We start from the raw sequence: 23,691 nt of genomic DNA, 5'->3' as shown, positions 1-23,691 counted from the left end.
CTCCTTCGCTTGCCCCTGTTGCCCAAATCCCCGGGTTCAGAACGCCACGCGGGTCTGTCGCCCGCTCTTCTCGAACACGACCATGTTACCCTGAATCGCGACCAGCCGGTGCCCGCTGGGCATCACCGCGCCCGGAAAATAGCGCGCCCCGTCGACGGTCTGGATGAACGCGGGGTCGCCGCCGACGACGGTGGACACCTTCTTCGTCGCATCCTGCACCGTCTTGAGCGGGACGTCCTCGGTCGGCGGCAGATCGTCGCGCAGCGACAGACGCGTCAACGCGCGCACGTCGCCGCGCACCGCCTGCGCCAGTTTCTGTTCGTCCTCAGGCGCCATCGGGGTCACGCGCAGCTCGATCGCGGTCCGCCCGATCGGGCGGGCCACCGCCTGGATGCCGTTCATCCGCGCGACATCGACCGCCGAGCGCGCCAGATCGGCGCTGGTCAGCACCGCCACGCTGCCGGCGATGCCGGTATCGCGCAGCGCATCGACCGCGCGCGTGCGCTGCGCATCGTTGGCGACCACCCCGGTGACGGTGACCGCGCCGGTCGTCGCATCCTCATGCGCGGACAGGCCCGGCAGCCCGGCCTTGGCCATCGCCCGCTCGACCCGTTCCGGCGGCGTGCCGCGCAGGTGGAGCGCATCGACCATCGGCACCGCCGCGCTGGCGAGCGCGATCATGCCGACCGCGCCCGCGACGATCGCCAGCCGGGTGCGCGTGAACACCTGTGCCGCGCCCTCGCCCGCGCGGCCCGCGAACGCCCAGGCGTGGTCGCTGGCGCTGGGCGGGGCAGGCGGCGGGGCGGGGACGGTGGCGACCAGCCCGGTCGCGTCCGCCCAGCGATCCGACCCGCGTTCGCCCCAGGCCATCGCAATCCCGCCGATCGACAGCGGGACGTATGGCGGGACGATCGCGGTGCCGCCGACCGGGATGGTGGAACCGAGCAGTTCGGCTTCCCCCTCCAGCACGGTCGCCTGCGCCGCGCCGTCGGGGGCGAGCGCCAGGTCGACGGCCATCCCCTTCGTCGCGGGATCGCGCACGACGACGTCGTGCCAGAACTGGTGCCCGATCGACACCGCCCCGCTGTCGGGCAACTGCTTTTCCGTCCCGGCCAGCCGGCCGTTCAGGATGCGCAGCACGGGTTCGGCGACGGTCACCGCATGATACTCCCGTCGGTGCTGAAGCCGGGCTTCGGGTTGGCGGGCGGGTTGACCGGCGCCGGCGTGACGCGCGTCGTCGTCGCCACCGTGGTCGGCCCGACGCGCGAGCCGAGCGAGACCAGCCGCGGGGTCAGCAGGAACAGCCGTTCGGTGCGCGAGCGGCTGCGCTGCTGCACCTTGAACAGGTTGCCGAGCAGCGGAATGTCGCCGAGCAGCGGGATCTTGTACGAACTGTCGGCATCGGCATCGACGGTCATCCCGCCCAGCAGCAGGCTTTCGCCGTCGAGCACCATTGCCTGCGTCGACACGCTGGCGCGTTCGACGATCGGGATGTTCTCGACCAGCGAATCGCGGCTGATCGACCCGTCCTCGATATTGACCAGCATGCGGATGCGCGTCTGGTCCTGATCGCGGAAGACGTGCGGGTTGACGCGCAGCACGGTGCCGGCGGTGACGTTGAACAGGTCGACCTCCTCCCGCCCGGCGACGCGGACGTAGAAGGTGCGGGTGCGGTCGAAGATCGCCTCGACGTTCGACAGCGTCAGCACCTGCGGCCGGCTGACGACGCGCGCGACGCCCTTGGTCTCGAGCGCCTGGATACGGCCCAGGAACTCGCGCTGGCTGCCGATGATCGTGGAGATCGTGCCGCCTTGACCCTGCGGCGTGATCGCCGTCGTGTTGTCGCGGCGCGACAGCGCGGGGTTGCGGGTCAGCAGCGTATCGTTCGACGTGCCGTCGCCGAACAGGAAGCCGAACCCGCCGCTGCCCAGCCGCCAGTTGACGCCCAGCCGGCGCAGCTTGTCGGTGTTGATGTCGATGATCGTCGCCTCGACCTCCACCACCTGCGGTTCGACGTCGAGCGCGCGGATCAGCGAATCATACGCCGCCATGCGTTCGGGCACGTCGCGCACGATCACCGCGTTCAGATACGGGTTCGGCTCGATCCGGACGATGTCCTGCGTCAGCGGCGCGACGATGTCGCCGCCCAGCCCGCCGCCGGTGCTGCCGAACCCGCCATAGCCCAGCACGTCGCCACTATCGGTGGGGTAGAGGCCGGGGACGGGCAGGCCGTTGGCGGGCGTCTGCGCCGCATTGGGCATCACCCCGCCCAGCCCCAGCCCCTTGAGCCGCGGCTGGCTTTGCCGCACCAGCCGCGCGCCCAGCGTCGGCGCAAAGCCCGACAGCGCGCTGCCGCCGGGACGCTGGTTGAGCACCAGATTCTGGAGGATCGTCGCCAGTCCGGGCAGCCGCAGCTCGCGCCCGCCAGCGGTGCTGACGGTATCCTCGGCCCGCGCATATTTCAGGTAGAAGACGCGGAATTCGAGCGGCTGGACCGGCGGCGGCGCGCCGAACGATGCGCCGCCCAGCGGACTGCCGAGCGGCAGGTTACCGCGGCCCGCGGTGGCGGTGCCGCCCTGCGCCATCTGCTGCACCTGCTGCACGAAGCGCGGCGTGCCGCTGACGACCAGCGTGCCGTCCGCGGAGGCGCGCGCATAGTTGCGCCGGTCGGCCAGCCGCTGCGCCGCGACCTGTCGCACGACGCGCGCGGCCGTTGCCTGCCCCACGTTGAGCGTCTGGACGCTGACCTCGTTCGCGCCGTAGACGTACAGTGCCGCGCCATCGTCATAGCTGACAAGGTTGAAGGCGCGCGCCACGTCGGCGAAGATCTTGTTCACCGATCCGCGGAACACGCCGTTGACGGTGCCGGTCAGGCTGGGGCTGGGCACCACCGGTCGCCCGACGCGACCGAACAGATCGCGCAGGAACGCGCCGATCGGCTGGTCGCGCGGCGACAGCGTCAGCTCGCCCGGCGCGGCGGTGGTCGCGGAGGCCGGCGCAGGTGTCGCGGCCGGCGCCTGCGCGGTGGCCGGCGTCACCGACGCCAGCGACGCAACCAGCGCGATGCCGGCGCGATGATGGACCGTGCGCTTGCCCAGCGTCAGCATCGACAGGCGGTGTGGCGTCATGCAGTTGTTCCCCGGAATCACTCGGCCGCCATGGCCGGTTCAGTTGGTGTCGCAGCGTCGCGGTGCGCCAGGCCGGCGGCGGGCATTCCGATCTGCCCGACCATTTCCAGCCGCGTCAGCGACGACAGTTCGTTGAAGGCCAGGACCGGCAGGTCGAAGAGGTCCGGCTCGATCAGCTTGCGCACGGCGCGGCGCGCCTCGAACGAGGTGACCAGCGCATTGGCGCGCGTTTCCTGCGCGGTGGCGGCGATCGTGGCGACCAGATCGCGCGCGACATCGGGCGGCACGGCGAGCCGCTCGGCGCCGTCGACCAGGCGCGTCGCCTCGCGCACCATCGTCTCCAGTTCCGGCGTCACCACCAATGCACGCACTTCCCCGTCGGGCGCGGCGGCGTCGATCAGGTACCGCTTGAGCGCGATGCGCGTCATGTCCGCCAGCCGCGGCACGTCGCGTTCGCCCTGCGCCGCGTCGGTCAACCCTTCGAGCACGTCGCGCATGTTGCGCAGTGGCACCTCTTCCTCGACCAGCCGGCGCAGGACCTCGGCGATGCGCGCGGCGGGCAGCGCGCGGACCGCTTCCTTGACCACTTCGGGATAATCGTCGCCGATCCGGTTGAGCAGCGTGACGGCTTCCTGGACACCCAGGAAGCGCGACAGGTGGCGGCGCAGCACGCCCTCCACCGCGGCGATCAGCGCGGCGGTATCGGCGCCCGCACCCTCGCGCAGGCCATGTCCGACCGGCAGTTCGTAGGCGAGCAACTGCCACGCGGCGCGCGCGTCGGGCGCCATGAAATGGATCGCCAGCCGCGGCAGCGGCACGCCCGAGCGATATTGCAACCGCTCCAGCATCGCCGCCATGTCGGCGGCCAGCGCGTCCCCTTCCTCACGCGAGGGGCGCGGGCCGGACAGTTCCAGCAGCAGCGGGACGACCGGCTTGGGCAGGGCGGGTTCGGCGACCAGCGTGGCGGGCGGCGGCGTCTCCCGCCCGCGCGACGCGATGCGGGCGAGCGGGCCGGCGTGTTTCAGGATCATCGGGCGCAGCCGCGGATGCAGGAACGCGCCGGTGCCGATCGCGCCCGCGCCCAGCCCCAGGAACACCGCCACCGGGAAGCCGGGCACCGCCGCCATCAGTACCGCGATCGCGCCGACGCCCAGCAGCGCGCGCGGATGCCCCGACAGCTGGCGCTGGATAGTCTGGCCGAGGTTGCTGGTATCCTCCTCATCGGTGGTGCGCGTGACCATCAGGCCCGCCGCCATCGCGCCGAGCAATGCGGGGATCTGCGCGACCAGACCTTCGCCGATCGTCAGGATCGAATATTTGTGGGTGGCGGCGCCCAGGTCCATGCCCTGCTGCATCACGCCGATCGCGAGCCCGCCGATCAGATTGACGACGACGATCACGATCGAGGCGATCGCGTCGCCCTTCACGAACTTCATCGCGCCGTCGAGGCTGCCATGCAGCTTCGATTCCATTTCCAGCACGCGGCGGCGGCGGCGCGCCTCGTCCTTGTCGATCAGGCCGGAGCGCAGGTCGCTGTCGATCGACAGCTGCTTGCCCGGCATCGAATCGAGGCTGAAGCGCGCCGCGACCTCCGCCACGCGCTCCGCGCCCTTGGCGATGACGATGAACTGGACGACGGTGATGATCAGGAACACCACCAGCCCGACGACGATGTTGCCGCCCGCCACCATCGTGCCGAACGTCTGGATGATATGCCCGCCATGCCCGTCCAGCAGGATCATGCGCGTCGTCGCAACCGACAGCGACAGGCGGAACAGCGTCGACACCAGCAGGATCGAGGGGAAGGACGAGAAGTCGAGCGGCCCGCGCACGTACAAGGTGGTCAGCAGCAGCATCACGCCGAAGGTGATGTTGATGCCCACCAGTAGGTCGACGACCAGCGTCGGCAGCGGCAGGAACAGCGAGCCGATAATGATGACGACGAAGCCGATCAGCGCGACGTCGGCATAGCGCGAGGCCAGCCCGACGCGCGGCGCAGTGTCGCTGGAGGCGAGATAATGCTGGACGCTCATTGCGCGGCACCCCGCGCGGTGGCGTAGCGGCCCAGCACGTCGCGGACATAGCCCTGCGTTTCGCGATAGCGCGGCACGCCGCGGTACTTCTGCACCGCGCCCGGTCCGGCATTATAGGCCGCGACGACCAGCGGCACGTTGTTGCCGAAGCGGCGCTGGAGTTGCTTCAGATACGCCGCACCGGTCGCGAGCGCGAGCGGGCGGTTGCCCAGCAGCGCGCGCGGATCACGCACCCCCAGACTGCGCGCAGTGGCGGGCATCACCTGCATCACGCCGAGCGCGCCCTTTGGTGACACCGCGCGCGGATCGCCGGCGCTTTCGGTCGCGACCATCGCGGCGAGCAGATGCGGATCGATGCGATACTGGCGGCCAATCGCAACGACCAGCGCGTCGGGCGCCGACGCGCCGCCGCGGCGGCGCACCTGGCGGACGGCGGCGGCGAGCCGGCGGTCGAATCCGGGCATCCGCACCGACACCGGCGATTGTTCGGCGACGGCGACCGGCGCGATCGCAGCCGGAAGCGGCGTCGTGCCCGTCGTCGCGGCGGTGGCAGCCGGGGAGGCGGGAGCAGCACACCAGCGGCTCGCCTCGCTGAAGCGCGCGGCGACCGCAGCGCCGCAGTCGATGCGCGCGGACGCGGTACGCGCCGTGGCGACGCCAGGCAGCGTTCCCGCGGCGACCGCCAGGCCGATCAATGCTGTACGGCACGAGAATCGGACAACGCCGCGCACCGGAGCGGCACGGTCTTCCGTATATCCTTCAGTGCACATCCCACTCCTCCTCTACGACACGTCGCGCAATGCGACGGATCGTGCGGCAAGCGGGGTCCTGCGGCACCGGACGACGGGCGTCCGACACCATTAACATGCCCCAGTCAGCCAAATGATAGAAGCATGAATTTGTTCATTCCGTCGTGACATTTTCACGTTTCGTCCCGATTGCGACGAAATTATGTCGGGCGACCGATTTGCTGCCGGATCGGTGTGAACCCGCCGGATTCTGCGGAAAATCCGATCGATCGCCGTGCGTAATGGGCTGGTTTCATGACATTTTGCGGACAGGTGTGCGAATCGGTGTCGCGATTGACTCGAAATGTTTCCATGTCGATATGGGAGTGGTCAGACACGCAAACGGGTCCTGCGGTCCGGCACATCATGCACCCTGGTCATCAGGGTGCGGACGCCAATGACGGGTGGTTCCGGCGCTTCGACGGCGTACGGGCGGGGTGAGTCATCCCGCCGGTCATGTCGTGTGGACGGGAGAGCCATGTGGCCGGGAAGAACGACGGCGGCGACAAGACGGAGAAGCCGACACCCAAGCGGCTGGCCGATGCGCGCAAGAAGGGCGATGTCGCCAAATCGCGCGACGTCACCGCCACGGCGACGTTGTTCGTCTGGCTGATCGTGTTCGTCTTCGGCGCCGGCTTCGCGGGGACGCGGATCGCGACCCTTTTCGACCAGAGCTTCCAATTGATCGCGCGCGGCGACCAGCCGTTCGCGGTGGCCGCCGCCGGGCTGGGCGCGAGCGCGCTGTGGGCGCTCCTGGCGATCTGCGCCGTCGCGCTGATCCCGGCCGCGGTCGTTGGCGTGCTGACCGAATTCCTGCAGGCCGGCGGCGTCTTCACCACCGAGAAGCTGACGCCGAGCCTGGACAAGCTGAACCCCGTCGCGGGGATGAAGCGCATGTTCAGCATGGATAACGTCATCGAACTGGTGAAGACGATGGCCAAGGCGGCGCTGATTGTGATGGTCATCTGGCTGGTGCTGCGCGGATCGCTGGGCGAGATCGTCGAGCGGACCGGCCCGCTGCTCCAGCCCGCGGCGCAGACCGACGGGCGTGCCGCCGCGGCATCGGTGCTGGGCTTCACCGGATCGCTGGTGCGCCAGGCGCTGCTGTGGACCTTCGCGGTGTTCGTGATGGTCGCGGTGCTGGACCTGGCGTGGCAGAAGCACAGCTTCCTGAAGAAGATGCGGATGAGCCTGCGCGATATCCGGCAGGAGCATAAGGAAAACGAGGGCGACCCGCTCATCAAGGGCAATCGCCGCCAGTTGCACGAGGAATGGGCCAACCAGAATGCCGTCGGCGCGGCGCGCGGTGCCAACGTGCTGGTGGTCAACCCGACGCACATCGCGATCGCGATCGATTACGACGCGGACAGCGCGCCCGTGCCGGTCGTCGCCGCCAAGGGCGAAGGCCCGCTGGCGCAGGCGATGCGCGAGGCGGCGGAGGAGGCGGGGGTGCCGATCGTCCGCCACGTCGCGGTCGCGCGCAAGCTGTACGAGGATGCCGCGGTCGAGGACATCGTGCCGCGCGACATGTTCGAGGCGATCGCGCAGATCATCCTGTGGGCCAAAAAGGTCCGCGCGGGCGAGGCGCCGCAGCACCACGACCTGGGCGAACATCGGTGGGAGACGAACTGAGATGGATTCGGCGATCGGCACGGCGGTGACGGGCCTGTTCGGCATGGTGATCGCGCTCGCGATCGTGCTGGGCCTCGCCTATGTGTGCCTGCGTTTTCTGCGCCAGTGGCAGGATCGCGGGCTGGGCCGGCGGGAGGGCGAGCCTGATCGCCAGCTGCGGTTCGTCCGTGCGCTGGCGGTGGGGCAGCGCGAACGGTTGATGCTGGTGGAGGCGGAGGGGGAATTGATGCTGATCGGCGTGTCCCCCGGATCGGTGACGCTGCTGCGCAACTGGGGTGATGGCGCGCCGCCGGTGCCCGCGGCACCCGCCTTCCACCTGCGGTCCGACGGGCGTGAGGCGGGCGCATGACCGCGTCGCGCCTCACCGCCGAACGCCCGTTACCGCTGCGCGACCGGCTGCGCGCGATCGATGCCGATCGTGCCGACCGCCAGACGCGGCTGATCGGGGCGCTGAACGCGCGGCATTCGGGTGCGCTGACGCTGGCGGCGCGCGCCGCCTTCGCGCGCGACCGGCGCGCGGCGGGTGCGTGGATCGGGTTCGAGGCGGGCGGGCAGCGCGCCTATGTCGCGCCGCTGCTGGTCGAGGGGGAATTGGTGCGGCTGACCGGCGGGGACGGCGTTCCCGATCCCGCGCTGGCCGCGCGGCTGCTGCCGGCGATCGAGCCGTTGCTGGCGGCGCTGGAAACCGCGCTGGGCGAGGATCTGCGCCCGAGCGCGCTGGTGACCGAGGTGCCCGACGATCTCATCTTGCTGCGACTGGACGCATCGTGCGCGCGGCATACGATCCGCCACCGCCTGCTGATCGCGCTGGCCGGCGCGGGGGAGGTGGCCGCTGCGGCCTTGCCCGCCGCACCGCCGCCCGCGCTGGTCAACACGCTGCGCGCGCGCTGGCGCGCCACCATTCCGGCGCCCGCCATTCCGGCGGCGCGACGCGGTACGATCGGGCGCGGCGACCTGCTGCTGCTCGGTATCGGGCCGCTGGTCGCGCGCCTTTCCATCCCCGGCCGCGACACCGACGTCGCGGCGCGGCTTGAACCATCGAAGGGAAGCATGACGTTGCAGGAAGACCTCGTGCCCGCACCCGATACCGATCCATCGCCATCCGCGGCGTCCGCGCCGCCGGAATGGGATTCGCTGTCGGTCCCGACCTGTATCGAGATCGACGGTGGGCTGCTGTCCGCCCAGGACGTCGCCGGCCTCGCGGCCGGCAGCGTGCTGCCGTTGCCGCAGACCGGCGGCACGCTGCGCGTGCGGGTCGTCGCTGGCGGCACGACGATCGGCAGCGGCGAGTTGGTCGCGGTCGGCGAGGGGTTCGGCGTGCTGTTCGACCGGGTGGCCACCCGCGGCGAGGAGTAGTCCCCGATGGACCTGTCCACCTTTACGCCCGGCTCCGCGCTGGTCGTCGTCATCGCGCTGGCGATCGCGCCGTTCTTCGCGGTGATGGTGACCAGCTTCACCAAGATCGTCGTCGTGCTCAGCCTGTTGCGCAATGCGCTGGGGCTGCAGCAGGTGCCGCCGAACATCGTCCTCAACGGCCTGTCGCTGGTCCTGACGCTGTACGTGATGTACCCGGTGGGGCAGCAGATGCAGAATGCGATCGCGCAGAACAACGGCGGCGCGGCGGCGGTGTCGGCCCCGATGGTGCCGGGGCCGGGCGGCGCCCCGGTCGGCGGGGCAGGTTCGGGCGGCGTGCTGCAATCGACCAATTCGATGCTCAATGCGGTCGATGCCGGCAAGGAGCCGCTGCGCAACTTCCTGCTCAAGCACAGCTCCCCGACCGAGCGCGGCTTCTTCCTGAAGACCGCGCGCCGCGTCGGCGAACCGAACCGCGCCGCGGAAATGACCGAGCGCGACTTCATCGTCGTGATCCCGGCGTTCGTGGTGCGCGAACTGAGCCTGGCGTTCCAGGTCGGTTTCCTGATCTTCTTGCCGTTCCTGGTCATCGACCTGGTGATATCGAACATCCTGCTGGCGATGGGGATGATGATGCTGTCGCCCACGACCATCTCGCTGCCGTTCAAGCTGCTGCTATTCGTGCTGGTCGACGGCTGGGTGAAACTCGCCCACGGCCTTGTCCTGAGCTACGTGTGAGGGGGGCGGCGCGATGAACGGCGATTTCGTCAGCCTGACCAACGACGCGCTATGGCTGGTGCTGGTCCTGTCGGCGCCGCCGATCATCGTTGCGGCGGTCGCCGGGCTGATCGTGGCGGTGTTGCAGGCCGCGACGCAGGTGCAGGAACAGACGCTGCAATATACGGTCAAGTTCTTCGCGATTGTGCTGACCTTGTTCCTGACCGCGGCGCTGCTGGGCGGATCCTTGTACCGGTTCAGCGACCGGATCTTCACCAATTTCCCGGCGATGATCCAGCACTGACATGGGCGGCTGGGCCGATCAGCTGCTTCTGCTGGGTGTCGCGACCGCGCGGGTGGCGGCGACGTTCCTGCTGCTGCCGATGTTTTCCAGCGAGACGGTGCCCGCGCTGGTGCGCAATTCGATCTTCGTGTCTCTGGGCGTCGTCAGCCTGGCGTTGCAGCCGCCGCTCGACCCGTCGCTGCTGGGGCCGGGGCAATGGGCGACGATCATCCTGAAGGAGGTGTTCGTCGGCATCGTCATCGGTTTCTTCTTCGGGTCGGTGCTGTGGGCGCTGGAGGCGGCAGGCAACATCATCGACACCAAGGTCGGGGCGACGCTGGCGCAGGTGGTCGATCCGCTGTCCGGCCACCAGACGTCGCTGAACGGCGCGTTCCTGGGGCGGCTGGCGAGCGTGGTGTTCGTGGCGGGCGGTGGGCTGTCGCTGCTGCTGCGGGTGCTGATGGAAAGCTATGCGATCTGGCCGGTCGCCGCGCCGATGCCGGTGCTGACCGGATCGAGCCTGGCATTGTTCGAGGGCGAGTTCGGGCGGCTGATGGTGCTGGCGACATTGTTCGCCGCGCCGGTGCTGACGGTGCTGTTCCTGATCGACGCGGGGCTGGGACTGATGAACCGGTTCGCGCAGCAGCTGAACGTCTTCACCTTGTCGATGTCGATCAAGGCGTTCGCCGCATCGTTCGTGCTGCTTCTGCTGATCGGCAGCTACGTTACCGCGATCCTGCGCGATATGGCGAGCCGGCCCAGCGTGATCCACGGCATCCTGACCGGGCTGGCGACATGACCGCGACGGTGGAGGACGATCGCCTGGCCGCGATCGCCGAGCTGCTGCGCAAGGCCGATGCACTGCCCGGCGCCGCGCCCGCGCCGGTCGCGCTGGGCGAGCATATGGTGGAGGCCGCGCGCGTCCCGCGCCGCCACCGCGAGGCATTGCTGCGGCTGACCCCGATGGAGCTGACGTGCGTGCGCTTCCTGGGCTGGGGCCGGTCGAACGCCGATATCGCGACGCTGCTGCTGATCTCCGACAATACCGTGCGGGTCCACCTGTCGAACGTCGCGCGCAAGCTGGAGCTGGACGGGATGCGCGAGCTGGCGGCGCTGGCGGGGCTGCTGTTCTACCCGGCCGACTGAGCCGACTAATCGTTTCGACTAGCGCGGCTAGTCGTTCCGTGGAGTGCGGGGGCTGCGGGGGCCGCGTACATCGATCACCACGACGGCACGAACCGTCGGACGGATTGGGCGCCACGGCGGCGCGACGACGACAGGAGACGCAAGATGGGCTTTCTGGGTGGCATCGGTTCGATCGTGAATCCCCTCAACATCGCGGCACTGGGCATGGGCCCGGTGGGCATCGGCATGATGTTCGCCCGCCCGCTGGTGTCCGCGGTGGGGCAGCAGTTCATCCAGCAGCTGGGCGACAAGCTGGGCCTGCCGCAGGGCGTGGTCGACATGGCGCGTTCCAGCTTCGCGTTGCAGGCCGGTGATATCGGCGGCGCGGGCCGCAGCCTGGGCGACGTGGTGCAGGGCTTCGGCAGCCAGTTCGGCGCCAGCCCGTTCGAGGCGGGCGAGGTCGAGCGCAACCTGACCGACCTGATCGACCAGGCCACGACCGACCTGGCGCAGAGCCGCGAAGCGCGCGAGGCGCGTTCGGGCGGCGGGCGCAGCTGGCTGATGGCGCTGGCCGAGAACCTGGGCCGCGTCGCCGACAAGCTGGCGAACGAGATGGACCAGATGTCGCAGACGCTGGGCGATGGCGCGAACAAATCGTCGCAGAACCTGAAGTTCGCGGCCAAGTCGCAGGAATTCTCGCAGTTCTTCTCCTCGGCCAACACCGTCATCAAGACGCTGGGCGAAGCGCTTAGCCAGGGCGCGCGCAAGCAGTAAGCGACGCCGCGATCGATCGGGGGGGGCGGGGCGGCATCGCCCCGCCCCTTTCCGTCGTTGTCAGGGGAACCCTTTGCGCATCCGAAACGTCGCATTCGCGACATCCATCGCCATCTCGTCGGAGCAAGATGATGAACCGAACCCTGCTGTTTTCCCTGCTGACGATCGCCGGCACCGCCGCCGTCCCCGCTGCCGTGCGGGCGCAGGACGGCGCGGCGGTCGATATGACCGGCATGGGCATCTATGCGATGGAAGACAGCGTGATGGAGGCGGCGGGCCGGTCGGTTGCGCGACGCGGCCCCGGCGCGGCGGCTCCGGCGCGGGCGGTATCCCCCGCCGCCTTCGCCTATCGCCCGTCGCAGGAGGTACGGCGGCGCAATGTCGCCGGCTTCGTGAAGAAACTGACCGCCGCCAACCCGCAGGGCGCTGGGGAGGTGCGGCGGCTGGTCGAGGATCCGGCGCTGTTCGCCAAGATCGACCGTGCGCTGCGCGGCGTCGGCGGGCGTACGGACAATGCCGCCGATGCCTTCGCCAGTTACTGGATCGCCGCCTGGTATGCTGCGCACGGGCGCGACGATACGCCGGACGCGGCCACCTTTGCCGCGGTGCGCCGCCAGGCGGCCGAGGCACTGGGGGCGGTGCCGCAGCTCGTCGGGGCGGGCGACGCGGTGAAGCAGCAGGTCGCCGAGGCCAATCTGGTCCAGGCGGTGTTGATCGCCGCGACGATGGAAGGTGTCGGCCGCGATCCGGCGGCCCGCGGCCGGATCGCGGCGGCGGTCCGCAAGGGCGCGCGCGCATCCGGCCTCGACCTCGATGCGATCGCGCTGACCCGCAACGGCTTCGTACCGACCCGGCGTACGGGCGCCATCGACGAGCCCCCTGGCGGCGCGGGCGCGGGGGGCGGCCCGCTGCTGGGCGCGGGCGCGCTGGCCGCGGTGGCGGGGGGCGTCCTCTATTATCGCAACCGTGCGCGCGGATAGTCGCGCGCATCAGCAGGAGCTGTGACGATGACCGTATCGCCGGTGAACCGCCCGACCGTCGTGATCGACCTGACGGTGACCACGCCGTCGCAGGCGCGCAACGACGCCGCCGTCGCGATCCAGCATACCGCGGGCGACATCGCGCGCGAGCCGCTGACGCGACCGGGCGCGCTCGACGACCTGCTGGCACGCCCAGGTGCACTGGGCCGGTTTGGCGGATGACGGCGGCAGCGGTGCTTCGGATCGTCGCGCTAGCCGGTTTCGGGGCGTCCGGCACGCTGTCGCGCCAGCAGGTTTCGGCGCAGGTCGTGGCGCCGCACGCTCACCCGTCCGCCTCCCTAGTCGCTTCGATTATGGCGGCGCGGCGGGGGCGGGGCTAGGTAGTCGTGACGATGACGGCGGGATGCGCCGTTCGAGGATAACCAAGAGATGACCGCGATCGACCGCCTTTCCCCGCTTGCCCCCGCCGCCGCGCTGGATTCGGCGCGCGGGACCACGGCCGTGGACGCGGCGAGCCGTGCGATCGGTGATATCGGCCAGCGCGTGCTCGCCTGGGTCGGGGCGGTCGGCGGGCAGGCGCCGGGCGCGGCGGCATGGGCGGCGCGCGCCGGGAATGACGCGGCGGGTTTCGTGCCCGATGCCGGCGTGCTGGCGCGGCGCGGCGATGTCTATGGCTTGAACGCGATCGCCGGCGAACTGTCTGCGCGGTTCGGCGGTACGCCGACGCAGGAGGGCGATCTGCTGCGCGCGCTGGAGGGCGTGGCCCGCGGCGCGATGGTGCAGGCCGCGGGGCTGTCGGGTGCGAGCGGAGAGCGACAGATCGCCGGCCTTTCCGCCGCGCTGGATGCCGCGCAGGGTGCGCCGGCGGGCGAGGGAATGGACGGCGTGATCGCGCGGATCGACGCCGCCGCCGCGACGCTGGGGCGCCAGAACGGCTTCTGATCCGCGCCCGGCGTGCGCCGCGGGAACCACGGGCGGCGTCGCACGATTTGGTTGCGTAACAATCGCCCGCTAGGATCACGCTTATGCTCCGAACGCTTGTCGCGGCCGCCAGTCTGACCGCGATCCTCACCACCCCCGCGACCGCGCAGCGCAAGCTGACCGTGATCAGCGCCGGCAGCGAACAGGCGCTGGCCGCGGGCAAGACGGTGCTGTCGCGCCCGTTCGGCGCGCAACTGGTCGACCGGCTGGCGGTGGTGGGCAGCTATCCGGCCGGTCCCACCACCTATCATCTGGTGCGCGGGGATGCGGCGGGAGCGTGCCCGTCGCGCTTCGTCGTCGTCGCCACTCGGGCAGGGACGGCGCCTGCGATCAGCGAGCCGTTCGGCACCTGCGCCGGCACCGCGCGCGCCACCGCACGGCGCGGCGGCTTCACCGTGACGATGCCGGCGACCGCGGCGGGCGGACCGACGGTGCGCTTTGCATGGCAGGACGGGCGGATGCGGTTGATCGATGCGCGTCCCGCCGGACAGGGGAATGGCGGCGCGCCGGGGTTCGGGACGCGGCAGGCATCGACCTGCACCGCGCCGACCTCGGCCGATCCGGCGCAGCAGGCGGCGGTGCTCGCCGATTTCGAGGATAGCTACCCCGACGAATTCCGCCGCGCGGCCACGCTGCGCAAGATCGACATCGCGCCGCAGGAACTGCGCGAGATGGTGGCGGGGCTGGCGTGCCTGTCGCGCTGGCCGGGCGCGGAAAGCGCAGTGCCCGAGGCGGCGACCCCGCTGTTCGCCAGCAAGCGCCACGGGCCGGCGGCATTCGAGGCGATCGACCAGATCGCGCGTGATCCGCTGTCCGACGTCAACCTGCGCGCGGCGGTTCGCGCGTTCGGCGCGGAGATGCTGTACCGCGTCGACCGGCGCGAGCCGCTCTGAGCCCGATCGGCGCGGCGATCGCGGCGCGCGCCTATGCGCTGGCGCGCTGGCGCGCCGCGCGGTTGACGACGCGGGAGGCGGTGGAGACGCATCGCGCGCGGGGTCTGCGGCGGCTGGGGCGGCACCTGCACCGGCACATCCCTTATTATCGGCACGTCGATCCGGCGCGGCCAGATAGCTGGCCGGTGATCGACAAGGCGGAACTGCTGGCGAATTTCGCCGCCATGAACCGCGCCGGCATCCCGCTGGACGCGGTGCGCGACGCGCTGGCCGCAGGGGAAAGCCGCATCGCCGGCCATGCGATCGGGCACAGTACCGGAACCAGCGGCAACCGCGGCTATTTCGTCGTCAGCGACGCCGAACGCTATGTGTGGCTCGGCACGTTGCTGGCCAAAGCATTGCCCGACGCGCTGTGGCGGCGGCATCGCGTGGCGCTGGCGCTGCCGGGCTTTTCGCGGCTGTACGGCGCGGCGGGGGGCGGCAGCCGGGTGATGCTAGGGCTGTTCGACCTGGGGGAGGGGCTGGACCGCTGGGCGGGGCGCTTCGCGACCTTCGCGCCCGACACGATCGTCGCCCCGCCCAAGGTGCTGCGCGAACTGGCGTTGCGCGGGCTGATCGCGCGCGGGACGACCGCGTTCAGCGCCGCAGAGGTGCTCGACCCCGTCGACGTGCCGGTGATCGAGGCGGCAACCGGGCGGCCGCTGCGCCAGATCTACATGGCGACCGAGGGGTTGCTGGGCGTATCGTGCGCGCACGGCACGCTGCATCTGGCGGAGGATGTGGTGGCGTTCGAATGGGAGGCGGCGGGCGGCGGGCTGGTGCAGCCGATCGTCACCGACATGACCCGGCGGGCGCAGGCGATGGTGCGCTATCGCATGAACGACCTGCTGCGGCTCGACCCGCGGGCGTGCGCATGCGGATCGGCGTTGCAGGCGGTGGCGGCGGTGGAGGGGCGATGCGACGACCTGTTCGTGCTGCCGGGCGCGGCGGGGTCGGTGACGGTGACACCGGACGTGTTGCGCAACGCGGTGATCGACGCCGACCGCCGTATCGACGATTTCCGCATCGTGCAGACCGGCGCGGCGGCGATCGCGGTGGCGATCCCGCCGGGCGCGGATGCGGCGGCGGTCGAGGCTGGACTGACGCGCGCGCTGGCGCGGATCGGCGCCCGCGCGGCGATCACGGTGACCCATGGTATCCCGCCGACCGACGCCACCAAGCTGCGCCGTGTCCGCCGCGACTGGCGCGGCGATCAGAGCAGCATGTCCGCCGTGTAGCGTTGCGGGGGCGGCGGCGTGCCGTTTGCGAAACCCCAGATCGCCGGGCCGAGGAAATCGAGCGGGCCGCGCGCATAATCGCCCTCGCGCGTCGCCTGTCGCGCCAGCACGCGGCGGTCCTGCTGCAGGATCGGCCAGTGGAAGGCGGTGAGCAGCCAGCGTTTCACCGCCGCCGGGACCATGCCGCGCGGGGTGGCGAAATGCGCATAGGGGCGCGTCACGCGCGCGCTTTCGGGAACGAACACGACCGCGATCGACAGCGTCGGGCCGTCGCGGCCGGTAAAGGCGACCTCCCCGATCGTCGGCGGGTGGAGGCGGCCGATGCTGGTCCAGCGATGCCCCTCCAGCAGGCGCGGCAGCAGCCCGGTGGCGCGCGCGTCCTCCATATAGCGGGCGTGTGCGCCGGTCGTGTCGACCGTCACCTCCACCCGCGCGGGACGGCGGCGGTGCGGCGCGCGGACCAGCCACGGGTGGACAAGGTGCGGGTGCGCGGGATCGAGATGGTTTTCCAGCGCATCCAGCACGCGCGCGGTCGAGGCGCGTGGCACCCACCAGAAGCGGTCGAGCGCCGGGTCGTCCATTACCGCGGGCAGGCGCGGGAAGGGGCCGTTCCCCAGCGTCGTCCACACCAGCCCGCCCGCCACGCGCACCGGCAGCGTGGCGGCCGCGACGTCGGGGACGGTGCGCGCGCCGGGCACCGCGCGGCATCGCCCGTCCGCCCCGAACGCCCAGCCGTGATAGGGGCAGACGATCGCGCCGCCCTGTACGCTGCCCGCCGACAGCGGCATCGCGCGGTGCGGGCAGCGGTCGTGCATCACCACCGGCACACCATCGGCGGCGAACACCACCAGCGGCACGTCCATCAGCCGCCGCGCGAGCGGACGCGTGCCCAGCCGCGCGGCGACCGCGACCGGGTGCCAGCCGGCGGCAACGGCGGCCGGCCAGCCGCTCACCAGCCGTTGCGCCGCATCATCGGCACCGCGAATCGTCCCAGTGCGGCGGCGAGCGCGCGGATCGCCAGCGCGCGCGGGCGCGACAGGTGGGCGACATGCATGGCGTGATATTCGATCACCCCGCGCGCGCCGCGCAACCGCTTGAAATGCGCCGCGCCCGCCGATCCGTGCAGCCGCCAGCCGCGCTCCATCGCCATCGTCATGAACATCCAGGAGGCGATCCGGTAAAGGCCCGCGGCGGCCGGGAAGCCGCGATCATAGCCGACCACCGGCGGCGTCGCGACCCCGGCGCGGGCCATCAGCCCCGCCACTGCCAGCACGCGCCCGTCGCCCGCGCGCGCGACGCGATAGTCGATCGACCCGCCGGCCATGGTCGCGGCGACGAAGCGCGGCGTGAACACCGGATTGAGCGCGCTATACTTGCCGACATACAGCTGATGATACAGGTCCGCGATCCGCGCGGCATCGTCCGCGCGGGCGGTTTCGATCGTCAGCCCGCTGCGCGCCACGAGCCGCCGGTCGTTGGAAAAGGCGTTGCGCGGGCGCCAGTCGCGCGCGGGATCGGCGACCACCCATACCTGCCGCGACGGCACCATCACCCAGCCATCGGCGCGTGCCGCCTGCGCCAGGGCGGGCGACGACCAGTTGTCGACCGAACGGATCGCCAGCACATGATCGGGGAAGCGACCGACCAGGAAGGCGCGGATCGCGGGCAGGTCCGCGCCGTCCCAGGCGCCGTGCAGGTTGGTCGACAGCAGCCAGTTGTCGACATGGACGATGCGGTCGATCCGGGCCGCGCCCAGCAGCGCGTCGACCCCGCCCAGCAGCGCGCGCCACGCCGCGGCGCCGCGCACCCCCATGATCGCCAGCTCGGCGCGCGCATAATCGACATAGGCGGCGCGCGGCGTGCAGACATAGCTGTTGCCGCGCGCGCCGTCATTGACGGTCACCGGAAGGACGCGCCCGTCGCTGGCCAGCGCGCGCCATTCGGTCGCGACATTGGCGATATGCGCGGGTACGTCGGCCAGCATCGCGATATAGGCGCGCTCGGCGGCGGGCGTGTCGCCCCATGGCGCGTCCGTGGCGGCGGGATCGAACAGCTTCACGCGATCGGTCCGCCGTTCCATTCGATGTCGGCGGTGGTCTGGCGCGTCGGGCTGTGCCAGCGCGACAGGCCGAGCGCGGCGAAGCGCGCCGCATCGACCAGCGCCCCCGCCGCGGGCCAGCGATCGCCGGGGCGGGTGATCGCGTCGCGGCCGTCGCGCCACTGGTTCCGGAACGAACGCCAGCGCCGTGCCGCCAGCGCGGACGGCACGCCGAGCAGCGCCATCGCGGGCGCCAGGTGGCGACGCGTGCCGGGGGCGGGGGGCGGCACCGATTCGCCCAGGATCGCTCGCGCCAGCGCGCTGCCGTCGAACAGGTGCACGCCGCTGACCGCGCGGGGATTGCACTCGATTGGCACCGCCGCGCCATCGGGGGTGCGGATCAGGTCGAACGACAGGTGCCCGGTCGCCCCGGTTGCGGCCACGATCCGCCGCGCCATGTCGATCGCGGGGGGCCAGTCGACCGCTTCGAACGCATAGGCCGCCGACCGGCCGTGCCGCCATGCGGGGCGATAGAGCGCGTGCGCGGTAAGGCGCCCGGCGTGTGCGGCGGTCCACAGGCACAGTTCCTCCCCCGCGACGAACGCCTGCGCGACCCAGCGGTGCGCCGGTGACGGGCGCAGCCGCGCGGCCGCGCGCGGTGACGGGCGGATCAGCGTGGCAGCGGCGAAGCGTGAATATTCCGGCTTCAGCACGATCCGGTCGAGCGGCAGCGCGGCCAGCGCGGCAGCGTCGTCGATCGCCTGCGTTTCGGGCATTGCCACCCCTGCGGCGTGGGCCACGTCGGCGAACAGCGCCTTCGAATGGAGCCGGCGCAACACGTCGGGGGGCGGCGCGAAGACGCGCGCGGGCGGCGCGGCGGCGGCGATATAGAACACCTCCTCGCACGTCGGCACGACCAGCGTCGCGCCGGTCGCCTCCACCAGCCGCGCCAGCGCGGCGCGGAACGCGGCGAAGGCGGTGCGCGGCGGCGGCAGGCGGTGGACCGAGAAGGCGGGGCGCGACCAGCGCGCCGCCGTGGCGGGTACGCTGTCGGCGAGATGCACCGTCCAGCCGAGCGCGCGGAACGAGCGCGCGATATCGAGCGCGACCGGCGCGCGCGCGCCGGTGACGATGACCGTGCCCGGCACGATTCCGGTCACAGCCCGGCGGCGCACTCGGCGCAATGCGACGGCGTCAGCCGCACGTCGGGGTTGCGCCGGTGCAGCAGATGCAGCTTGTGCAGCGTCGTGCGCCCGGCGGCGGCATCGCCCAGCAGCCGCGCCGTCAGCAGTGGCGGGGGCGTGTCGGTGCGGATCGCCGCGCTGGACCAGGCGGCGTCGGCGACCAGGAAATGCCAGCCGGCATCCTCGCGCACGAACAGCCCCCAATGGCCGGGGCAATGGCCGGGCAGCGGCACCATCAGCAGCGATCCGTCGCCCAGCAGGTCGCGCGCATCGGCGAAGGGCGCGGCATCGTCGGGCAAGGCGGCGGCGGGCGCATCCTCAAACCAGCGCATCCGCGCCTCCATGCCGGGCGGGGCGAGTGCGCGCAGCATCCCGCCGCGCACTGCGGTGAAGCGGCTGCCGCGGTGCATCGCCGCCCATCCGGCGCGCGCGGCGTGGACGGTAGCCTTCGGGAACCGATGCGTCCCCGCCATGTGATCGGCGTGGAAATGCGACAGGATCAGGTGGCGCACCTCATCGGCGGCGATGCCGTGCGCGGCGAGTTGATCGGCCAGCGCCTCGCCCGGTGCCAGATGCGGTGGGGTGGCCCAGCGGTACAATCGTTCGGGGAATGGCCGCGTCGCTTCGAGGAAGGCGGGATCGTAGCCGGTATCGAACAGGATCGCGCCTTCGTCCGGGTGGCGGATCAGGAAGGCGAGCGCGGGGAATTCGACCGGCGCCCAGCGGCCGCCGCGGATCGTCATCGCCTGCGGATGGCGGCAATGGCCGACGCGGAACGCGCGGACGCTTACCGCGCGCATCGGGCGTCCAGCGCGTGATCGATCGCTTCCTCCGGCGTGATGGCGGGCGCCCAGCCGAGTGCGTCGCGCGCGTGCGACAGATCGAAGGTGCGCGACCAGCCGAGCGCGGCGACGGTGTACCGGGTCAGCAGCGGCTCGCGCCCGGTCAGCTGCGCCGCGCCCTCCAGCGCGGCGGCGGCGGCCATCGCGACGGGGCGCGGCAGTGCGACGATGCGCACCGGCCGCGACAGGCGCGCGGCGATCCGATCGACCACTGCGCGGACCGTCAGCGCCGCGCCGCCCGACAGGTTCGCGATGGTCGGCGGCGCATCGGCGGCGGCGACCAGCGCGGCGGCGACGTCGCGCACGTCGGTCAGCTCCACCAGCGCGCGGCCCCCGGACGGCAGCGGCACGCGCCCGCGTTCGATCGCGCGCAACAGCCGGGGCAGCAGAACGGTGTCGTGCGGGCCGACGATCGCGTGCGGCCGCAGGATCGTGGCGGGGATGCCGACGTCGCGCACTGCCGCTTCGGCCTGCCACTTGGTCGCGGCATAGGCATTGGTGAAGCGTGCGGCGGGGGCGTCGTATTCGGTGATCGCGATCCGGTCGGTGGTGGTGACGTAGATCGACGGGGTGGAGACATGGACGAAGCGGCGGCATCCGGCGTCGCGCGCCGCCGTCGCCAGCCGGCGCGTCGCGTCGTGGTTGATCGCCGCGAACGCCGCGCGGGGTCCCCAGGGCGAGGAGCGCGCGGCGAGGTGGAAGACGGTGTCGATCCCGTCGCACAGGGCCGGCGGCAGCGGCTGCGTCAGGTCGATCGGCAGGATATCCCCATCATCGCCGCGCGGGGTGCGCCCGGTGGCCCGCACCTTCCACCCGTGCGCGCGCAGCAGCGGCACCAGCGTGCGCCCGACCCCGCCGGTCGCGCCGGTGACGAGCGCGACGCGCGTCACCAGCGGATCACCATGCCGCCCAGCGCGATGCCGGCGGCGCTGCCGACCAGCAGGACGTTGGCGCCGGGCGTCAGCCGCCCGGTCGTGCGCGCGACGTGCAGCGCATGCGGCAGGCTGCTGGCGACCTGATTGCCGTTGCCATCGAGGATGTCGATGATCCGCGCACGGTCGCCCCCGACGACGCGCGCCAGATGGGCGATGGCGGGGCGGCTGGCCTGATGCGGGACGATCACGTCGATCGCGTCGCGCGTGACGCCGGCGGCGTCCAGCAGCCGGTCCAGGAACGCCGGGAACAGCCGCGCGGTGGCGCGGTACAGCGCCGGGCCGTTCATGCGGAAGCGCGCGGCGTCGCGAAAGGCGGCGGGGTCCGCGAACGGATCGACGCGCGTACCCCCCGCCGCCAGCGTGCACAGATCCGCATGGTCGCCCCAGCTTTCGAACCGGCTGGCGAGCAGCTGCTGCGTCCCCCCGGCGGCCACCGCCAGCGCGGCGGCGCCGTCGCCGAAGATCGCGGCGGTGGCCCGGTCGGCGGGGTCGATCGCACGGCGCGGCAGGTCGGCGCCCGCGATCAGCACCCGCCGCCAGCGGCCTGCGGCGATCCCCATCAGCGCGACGTCCAGCGCGACCAGCGCCGACAGGCAGGTGGCGTTGACGTCGAACGCCGCGCCGCCCGCCGCGCCGATGCCCAGCCGGCGCTGGATCAGCGTCGCGGTGCCGGGGATCGGCTGTTCCATGACGCTGGATGCGCCGATCACCATTTCGACGTCATGTGCGGTCCAACCGGCGGCGTCGAGCGCGTCGCGCGCGGCCAGCGCCGCCATGCCGGAGGTCGTATCCCCCGCGCCGGCGAGCGGCCGGCCGGCCGCGCAACGCGGCGGAAGATGAACGCCGGTCCCGGCGAGCGCGAAGGTCATGACCGCGCGACCATGGCCCGCTGCTCGGGGCCAGCGCAATCGGAAACGCCGCGCGGGGCGGGGCTAGTCGATCCGATTATGGTTCGGCGCGCGCGGCCATGGGACAAGACGGATCATGTCGGTAATGCCGCAGGAGGAAGGATGATGGTCGATTCGGTCCAGCGGGCAGCGCTCACGCCGCAATCGTCGCCATCTCTGGCCGGCGCGTCGGCGGGCGCGACGGCGGCGAACCGTTATGCCGCGGGGTGGAACCCGCCCGCGCCACCCCCGCCCCCGCCTCCGCCCCCGCCCGAACCGCGCGGGTTCCTCGACCGGCTGGGCAGCGCGATCAGCAATGGCGACGTGCGCGATGTCGCCAGCACGGTGCGCGACGGGATCGGCGACGCGACCGAGGCGGGCCGCAACGGCATCACCAGCGCGGTCAACTGGACCGGCAGCGAGATCGGCAATGCCGCCGACGCCGCGCGCAGCCATATCACCGGCGACGACATCCTGTCGCAGGGGCTGCGCAACGCGATCGGCAATGCCGAATCGATCACCCGTTTCCAGGTCGGTTTCACCGGCGGCGTGCTGCGCGAGGGCGTCGGGCTGCTCGGCACCGTCGGGCAGCTGGGCGTGACCGCCTCCGAATTGCAGGTGTCGGCCGAGGCGCGGCAGGAACTGGCGAGCAATGTGGTCGGCGCGGTCGGCAACGCCGCGGACGCGACCGGGCGCTATCTCGAGTCGGCGGTGCAGGACCCGTCGCGGATCGGTGCCGATGTGAGCCGTGCGTGGGATGCCACCACCGATGCGGTCGGCGGGACGCTGGACCGGTACGGCCAGGCGATCGCCGAGGGCCGCACCGAAGAGATCGGCATGGATGTCGGCACGGTCGCGACGTACGTCGTGCCGGTCGGCGGCGGGCCGGCGCGCGGGCTGCTGACCGCCGGGATGCGCGGCGCCGCGCGCGAGGGCGCGGAAGTGGTCGGATCGACGGTCGCGCGCGACGTCACGCGCCAGGCGGCGAACGACCTTGCCCCGCCGCTGCGCGCCGCCAATGATGCCGCGCCGTCGCTGCGCGGGCCGCTGACCGATACGGTCGCCCCGCCGCCGCCGCCGGGTACGCGCGGGCTGGCGGCGCCCGACGTGCCGCCGTCGCCGCTGCACGCAAAGGCGCAGATGGCCGAGCATGTCTATGGCCGCGGCGACTTGCCGCCCGGCGTCAGCACGGTCACCGATGCGGGCGAGTTGCGCGCGCTGAACCTGACGCCCGAGATGCTCGACCGCGGCGCGTTTCATGCGGAGGTCTATCGCAACGGCCCGGCCGGATCGGGCGATTACACGATCGCGTTCCGCGGATCGGGGCCGACGCGCGCGGGCGACTGGGTCAGCAACGGCTTGCAGGGGCTGGGCCTGCCGTCTAACCATTATGCGCGGGCGCTGGAGATCGGGAAGTCGATCGCGCGCGTCGATCCGTCGATCAACGTCGATTTCGTCGGCCATTCGCTTGGCGGGGGCCTTGCCTCGCACGCCGCCAATGCCGCCGGACGCGAGGCGACGACGTTCAACGCCGCGGGTCTGCACTTCATCTCCCGGCTGCAGGGGCAGGCGGTGGCGCGCGACGCCGGGATCACGCCGGGCCACGCCACCAATTACGCCGTGCCGGGCGAGATCCTGACGACGGCGCAGGAAAACCTGTGGCCCTTGACCCCGCGCGCGTTCGGCGAGACGCAGCGGCTGCCGTCGGTGATGCCGGAGGGAAAGACCGCCTGGGATCATTACGGCCCGCTCGCCCCGATCAACCGGCATCAGATCGACTGGGTGCTGGCCAGCACCGCGGCCCGATAAGCGCACGCCGCATCGCTTGACAGCGCCGGAGC

Annotated in this window: 24 protein-coding genes; 14 read left to right on the top strand and 10 right to left on the bottom strand. The window is 71.8% G+C overall.

Annotation, left to right across the window (positions count from 1 at the left end; all coding sequences use genetic code 11):
• Window positions 1–36: 36 nt before the first annotated feature.
• Genes COA17_RS06125 through COA17_RS06110 form a run of 4 tightly spaced genes read right to left on the bottom strand, consistent with a single transcriptional unit; the run spans window position 37 to window position 5,856 of the window.
• A complete protein-coding gene (locus tag COA17_RS06125) occupies window positions 37–1,158 on the bottom strand; it encodes a hypothetical protein (RefSeq protein WP_096611009.1) in 1,122 nt (373 codons plus the stop codon).
• Window positions 1,155–3,128 (bottom strand): type III secretion system outer membrane ring subunit SctC, encoded by a 1,974-nt coding sequence (sctC, locus tag COA17_RS06120; protein WP_096611007.1) that lies wholly within the window; start codon window positions 3,126–3,128, stop codon window positions 1,155–1,157. Before sctC ends, COA17_RS06125 begins: the two co-directional genes overlap by 4 nt.
• Before the next feature lie 17 nt (window positions 3,129–3,145).
• Window positions 3,146–5,161, bottom strand: a complete 2,016-nt coding sequence (locus COA17_RS06115) for a flagellar biosynthesis protein FlhA (RefSeq protein WP_096611005.1) — start codon at window positions 5,159–5,161, stop codon at window positions 3,146–3,148.
• Window positions 5,158–5,856: a lytic transglycosylase domain-containing protein gene (locus COA17_RS06110; protein ID WP_070321663.1), complete on the bottom strand. Its 699-nt coding sequence runs from the start codon at window positions 5,854–5,856 to the stop codon at window positions 5,158–5,160. Before COA17_RS06110 ends, COA17_RS06115 begins: the two co-directional genes overlap by 4 nt.
• Window positions 5,857–6,429: 573 nt before the next feature.
• Between COA17_RS06110 and sctU the strand changes: the two genes are divergently transcribed.
• From sctU to COA17_RS06045, 13 genes are all read left to right on the top strand, one after another.
• Window positions 6,430–7,581 (top strand): type III secretion system export apparatus subunit SctU, encoded by a 1,152-nt coding sequence (gene sctU / locus COA17_RS06105; RefSeq protein ID WP_066485456.1) that lies wholly within the window; start codon window positions 6,430–6,432, stop codon window positions 7,579–7,581.
• Window position 7,582: 1 nt separating this feature from the next.
• Window positions 7,583–7,930, top strand: coding sequence for a FliO/MopB family protein (locus tag COA17_RS06100; RefSeq protein ID WP_245857479.1), 348 nt, complete (start codon window positions 7,583–7,585; stop codon window positions 7,928–7,930).
• Window positions 7,927–8,937: a FliM/FliN family flagellar motor switch protein gene (locus COA17_RS06095; RefSeq protein WP_096611001.1), complete on the top strand. Its 1,011-nt coding sequence runs from the start codon at window positions 7,927–7,929 to the stop codon at window positions 8,935–8,937. Before COA17_RS06100 ends, COA17_RS06095 begins: the two co-directional genes overlap by 4 nt.
• A 6-nt stretch (window positions 8,938–8,943) precedes the next feature.
• Window positions 8,944–9,672 (top strand): EscR/YscR/HrcR family type III secretion system export apparatus protein, encoded by a 729-nt coding sequence (locus tag COA17_RS06090; protein WP_066485459.1) that lies wholly within the window; start codon window positions 8,944–8,946, stop codon window positions 9,670–9,672.
• Between the two features lie 13 nt (window positions 9,673–9,685).
• Entirely contained in the window at window positions 9,686–9,955 is a 270-nt protein-coding gene (sctS, locus tag COA17_RS06085) for a type III secretion system export apparatus subunit SctS (protein WP_066485463.1), read from the top strand.
• Window position 9,956: 1 nt separating this feature from the next.
• The gene (sctT, locus tag COA17_RS06080; RefSeq protein WP_096610999.1) at window positions 9,957–10,733 is read left to right on the top strand and encodes a type III secretion system export apparatus subunit SctT; all 777 of its coding nucleotides are present in this window, start codon (window positions 9,957–9,959) and stop codon (window positions 10,731–10,733) included.
• Window positions 10,730–11,080, top strand: a complete 351-nt coding sequence (locus tag COA17_RS06075) for a LuxR C-terminal-related transcriptional regulator (protein WP_096610997.1) — start codon at window positions 10,730–10,732, stop codon at window positions 11,078–11,080. Before sctT ends, COA17_RS06075 begins: the two co-directional genes overlap by 4 nt.
• 144 nt (window positions 11,081–11,224) lie before the next feature.
• Window positions 11,225–11,833, top strand: coding sequence for a hypothetical protein (locus tag COA17_RS06070; protein WP_070321664.1), 609 nt, complete (start codon window positions 11,225–11,227; stop codon window positions 11,831–11,833).
• A gap of 131 nt (window positions 11,834–11,964) precedes the next feature.
• The gene (locus tag COA17_RS06065; protein WP_141397035.1) at window positions 11,965–12,813 is read left to right on the top strand and encodes a DUF6683 family protein; all 849 of its coding nucleotides are present in this window, start codon (window positions 11,965–11,967) and stop codon (window positions 12,811–12,813) included.
• A gap of 27 nt (window positions 12,814–12,840) precedes the next feature.
• Complete coding sequence (locus COA17_RS06060; protein ID WP_066485476.1) at window positions 12,841–13,035, top strand: hypothetical protein; 195 nt, start codon at window positions 12,841–12,843, stop codon at window positions 13,033–13,035.
• Window positions 13,036–13,242: 207 nt separating this feature from the next.
• Window positions 13,243–13,755: a hypothetical protein gene (locus tag COA17_RS06055; RefSeq protein ID WP_096610993.1), complete on the top strand. Its 513-nt coding sequence runs from the start codon at window positions 13,243–13,245 to the stop codon at window positions 13,753–13,755.
• A gap of 83 nt (window positions 13,756–13,838) precedes the next feature.
• Complete coding sequence (locus COA17_RS06050) at window positions 13,839–14,687, top strand: hypothetical protein (protein ID WP_096610991.1); 849 nt, start codon at window positions 13,839–13,841, stop codon at window positions 14,685–14,687.
• A gap of 62 nt (window positions 14,688–14,749) precedes the next feature.
• Window positions 14,750–15,964 carry a CoF synthetase gene (locus COA17_RS06045; protein ID WP_141397034.1) on the top strand — a complete coding sequence of 405 codons (1,215 nt, stop codon included), beginning with the start codon at window positions 14,750–14,752 and terminating at the stop codon, window positions 15,962–15,964.
• On the opposite strand, the gene COA17_RS06040 is transcribed toward COA17_RS06045, so the two are convergent.
• Genes COA17_RS06040 through COA17_RS06020 form a run of 6 tightly spaced genes read right to left on the bottom strand, consistent with a single transcriptional unit; the run spans window position 15,940 to window position 21,739 of the window.
• Window positions 15,940–16,917: a Rieske 2Fe-2S domain-containing protein gene (locus COA17_RS06040; protein ID WP_141397033.1), complete on the bottom strand. Its 978-nt coding sequence runs from the start codon at window positions 16,915–16,917 to the stop codon at window positions 15,940–15,942. The genes COA17_RS06045 and COA17_RS06040 overlap by 25 nt on opposite strands.
• Window positions 16,914–18,044 (bottom strand): hypothetical protein, encoded by a 1,131-nt coding sequence (locus tag COA17_RS18730; RefSeq protein WP_176484820.1) that lies wholly within the window; start codon window positions 18,042–18,044, stop codon window positions 16,914–16,916. The genes COA17_RS06040 and COA17_RS18730 overlap by 4 nt, the downstream gene beginning before the upstream one ends.
• Complete coding sequence (locus COA17_RS06035) at window positions 18,020–19,162, bottom strand: ATP-grasp domain-containing protein (protein ID WP_096610985.1); 1,143 nt, start codon at window positions 19,160–19,162, stop codon at window positions 18,020–18,022. Before COA17_RS06035 ends, COA17_RS18730 begins: the two co-directional genes overlap by 25 nt.
• Window positions 19,159–19,986, bottom strand: coding sequence for an MBL fold metallo-hydrolase (locus COA17_RS06030; RefSeq protein ID WP_096610983.1), 828 nt, complete (start codon window positions 19,984–19,986; stop codon window positions 19,159–19,161). The genes COA17_RS06035 and COA17_RS06030 overlap by 4 nt, the downstream gene beginning before the upstream one ends.
• Complete coding sequence (locus tag COA17_RS06025; RefSeq protein WP_176484819.1) at window positions 19,974–20,918, bottom strand: NAD-dependent epimerase/dehydratase family protein; 945 nt, start codon at window positions 20,916–20,918, stop codon at window positions 19,974–19,976. The genes COA17_RS06030 and COA17_RS06025 overlap by 13 nt, the downstream gene beginning before the upstream one ends.
• Window positions 20,915–21,739 (bottom strand): 3-oxoacyl-[acyl-carrier-protein] synthase III C-terminal domain-containing protein, encoded by an 825-nt coding sequence (locus tag COA17_RS06020; RefSeq protein ID WP_176484818.1) that lies wholly within the window; start codon window positions 21,737–21,739, stop codon window positions 20,915–20,917. The genes COA17_RS06025 and COA17_RS06020 overlap by 4 nt, the downstream gene beginning before the upstream one ends.
• A 234-nt stretch (window positions 21,740–21,973) precedes the next feature.
• Between COA17_RS06020 and COA17_RS06015 the strand changes: the two genes are divergently transcribed.
• The gene (locus COA17_RS06015) at window positions 21,974–23,659 is read left to right on the top strand and encodes a Tle-like phospholipase domain-containing protein (protein ID WP_096610979.1); all 1,686 of its coding nucleotides are present in this window, start codon (window positions 21,974–21,976) and stop codon (window positions 23,657–23,659) included.
• Window positions 23,660–23,691 lie beyond the last annotated feature (32 nt).

It is taken from the genome of Sphingomonas ginsenosidimutans, from assembly GCF_002374835.1.
Taxonomy (GTDB): domain Bacteria; phylum Pseudomonadota; class Alphaproteobacteria; order Sphingomonadales; family Sphingomonadaceae; genus Sphingomonas; species Sphingomonas ginsenosidimutans.
This window is presented reverse-complemented; position numbering and strand designations above follow the sequence as displayed.

Bases quoted from the DNA above. Each gene is read 5' to 3' on its own strand.
- sctC (WP_096611007.1), bottom strand. From the start codon at position 3,128: ATGACGCCACACCGCCTGTCGATGCTGACGCTGGGCAAGCGCACGGTC.
- COA17_RS06055 (WP_096610993.1), top strand. From the start codon at position 13,243: ATGACCGCGATCGACCGCCTTTCCCCGCTTGCCCCCGCCGCCGCGCTG.
- sctT (WP_096610999.1), top strand. From the start codon at position 9,957: ATGGGCGGCTGGGCCGATCAGCTGCTTCTGCTGGGTGTCGCGACCGCG.
- COA17_RS18730 (WP_176484820.1), bottom strand. From the start codon at position 18,044: ATGGAACGGCGGACCGATCGCGTGAAGCTGTTCGATCCCGCCGCCACG.
- COA17_RS06030 (WP_096610983.1), bottom strand. From the start codon at position 19,986: ATGCGCGCGGTAAGCGTCCGCGCGTTCCGCGTCGGCCATTGCCGCCAT.
- COA17_RS06115 (WP_096611005.1), bottom strand. From the start codon at position 5,161: ATGAGCGTCCAGCATTATCTCGCCTCCAGCGACACTGCGCCGCGCGTC.
- sctS (WP_066485463.1), top strand. From the start codon at position 9,686: ATGAACGGCGATTTCGTCAGCCTGACCAACGACGCGCTATGGCTGGTG.
- COA17_RS06015 (WP_096610979.1), top strand. From the start codon at position 21,974: ATGATGGTCGATTCGGTCCAGCGGGCAGCGCTCACGCCGCAATCGTCG.
- COA17_RS06095 (WP_096611001.1), top strand. From the start codon at position 7,927: ATGACCGCGTCGCGCCTCACCGCCGAACGCCCGTTACCGCTGCGCGAC.
- COA17_RS06075 (WP_096610997.1), top strand. From the start codon at position 10,730: ATGACCGCGACGGTGGAGGACGATCGCCTGGCCGCGATCGCCGAGCTG.
- COA17_RS06090 (WP_066485459.1), top strand. From the start codon at position 8,944: ATGGACCTGTCCACCTTTACGCCCGGCTCCGCGCTGGTCGTCGTCATC.
- COA17_RS06050 (WP_096610991.1), top strand. From the start codon at position 13,839: ATGCTCCGAACGCTTGTCGCGGCCGCCAGTCTGACCGCGATCCTCACC.
- COA17_RS06100 (WP_245857479.1), top strand. From the start codon at position 7,583: ATGGATTCGGCGATCGGCACGGCGGTGACGGGCCTGTTCGGCATGGTG.
- COA17_RS06020 (WP_176484818.1), bottom strand. From the start codon at position 21,739: ATGGCGGCGCTGGCCGCGCGCGACGCGCTCGACGCCGCCGGTTGGACC.
- COA17_RS06070 (WP_070321664.1), top strand. From the start codon at position 11,225: ATGGGCTTTCTGGGTGGCATCGGTTCGATCGTGAATCCCCTCAACATC.
- COA17_RS06065 (WP_141397035.1), top strand. From the start codon at position 11,965: ATGAACCGAACCCTGCTGTTTTCCCTGCTGACGATCGCCGGCACCGCC.
- COA17_RS06060 (WP_066485476.1), top strand. From the start codon at position 12,841: ATGACCGTATCGCCGGTGAACCGCCCGACCGTCGTGATCGACCTGACG.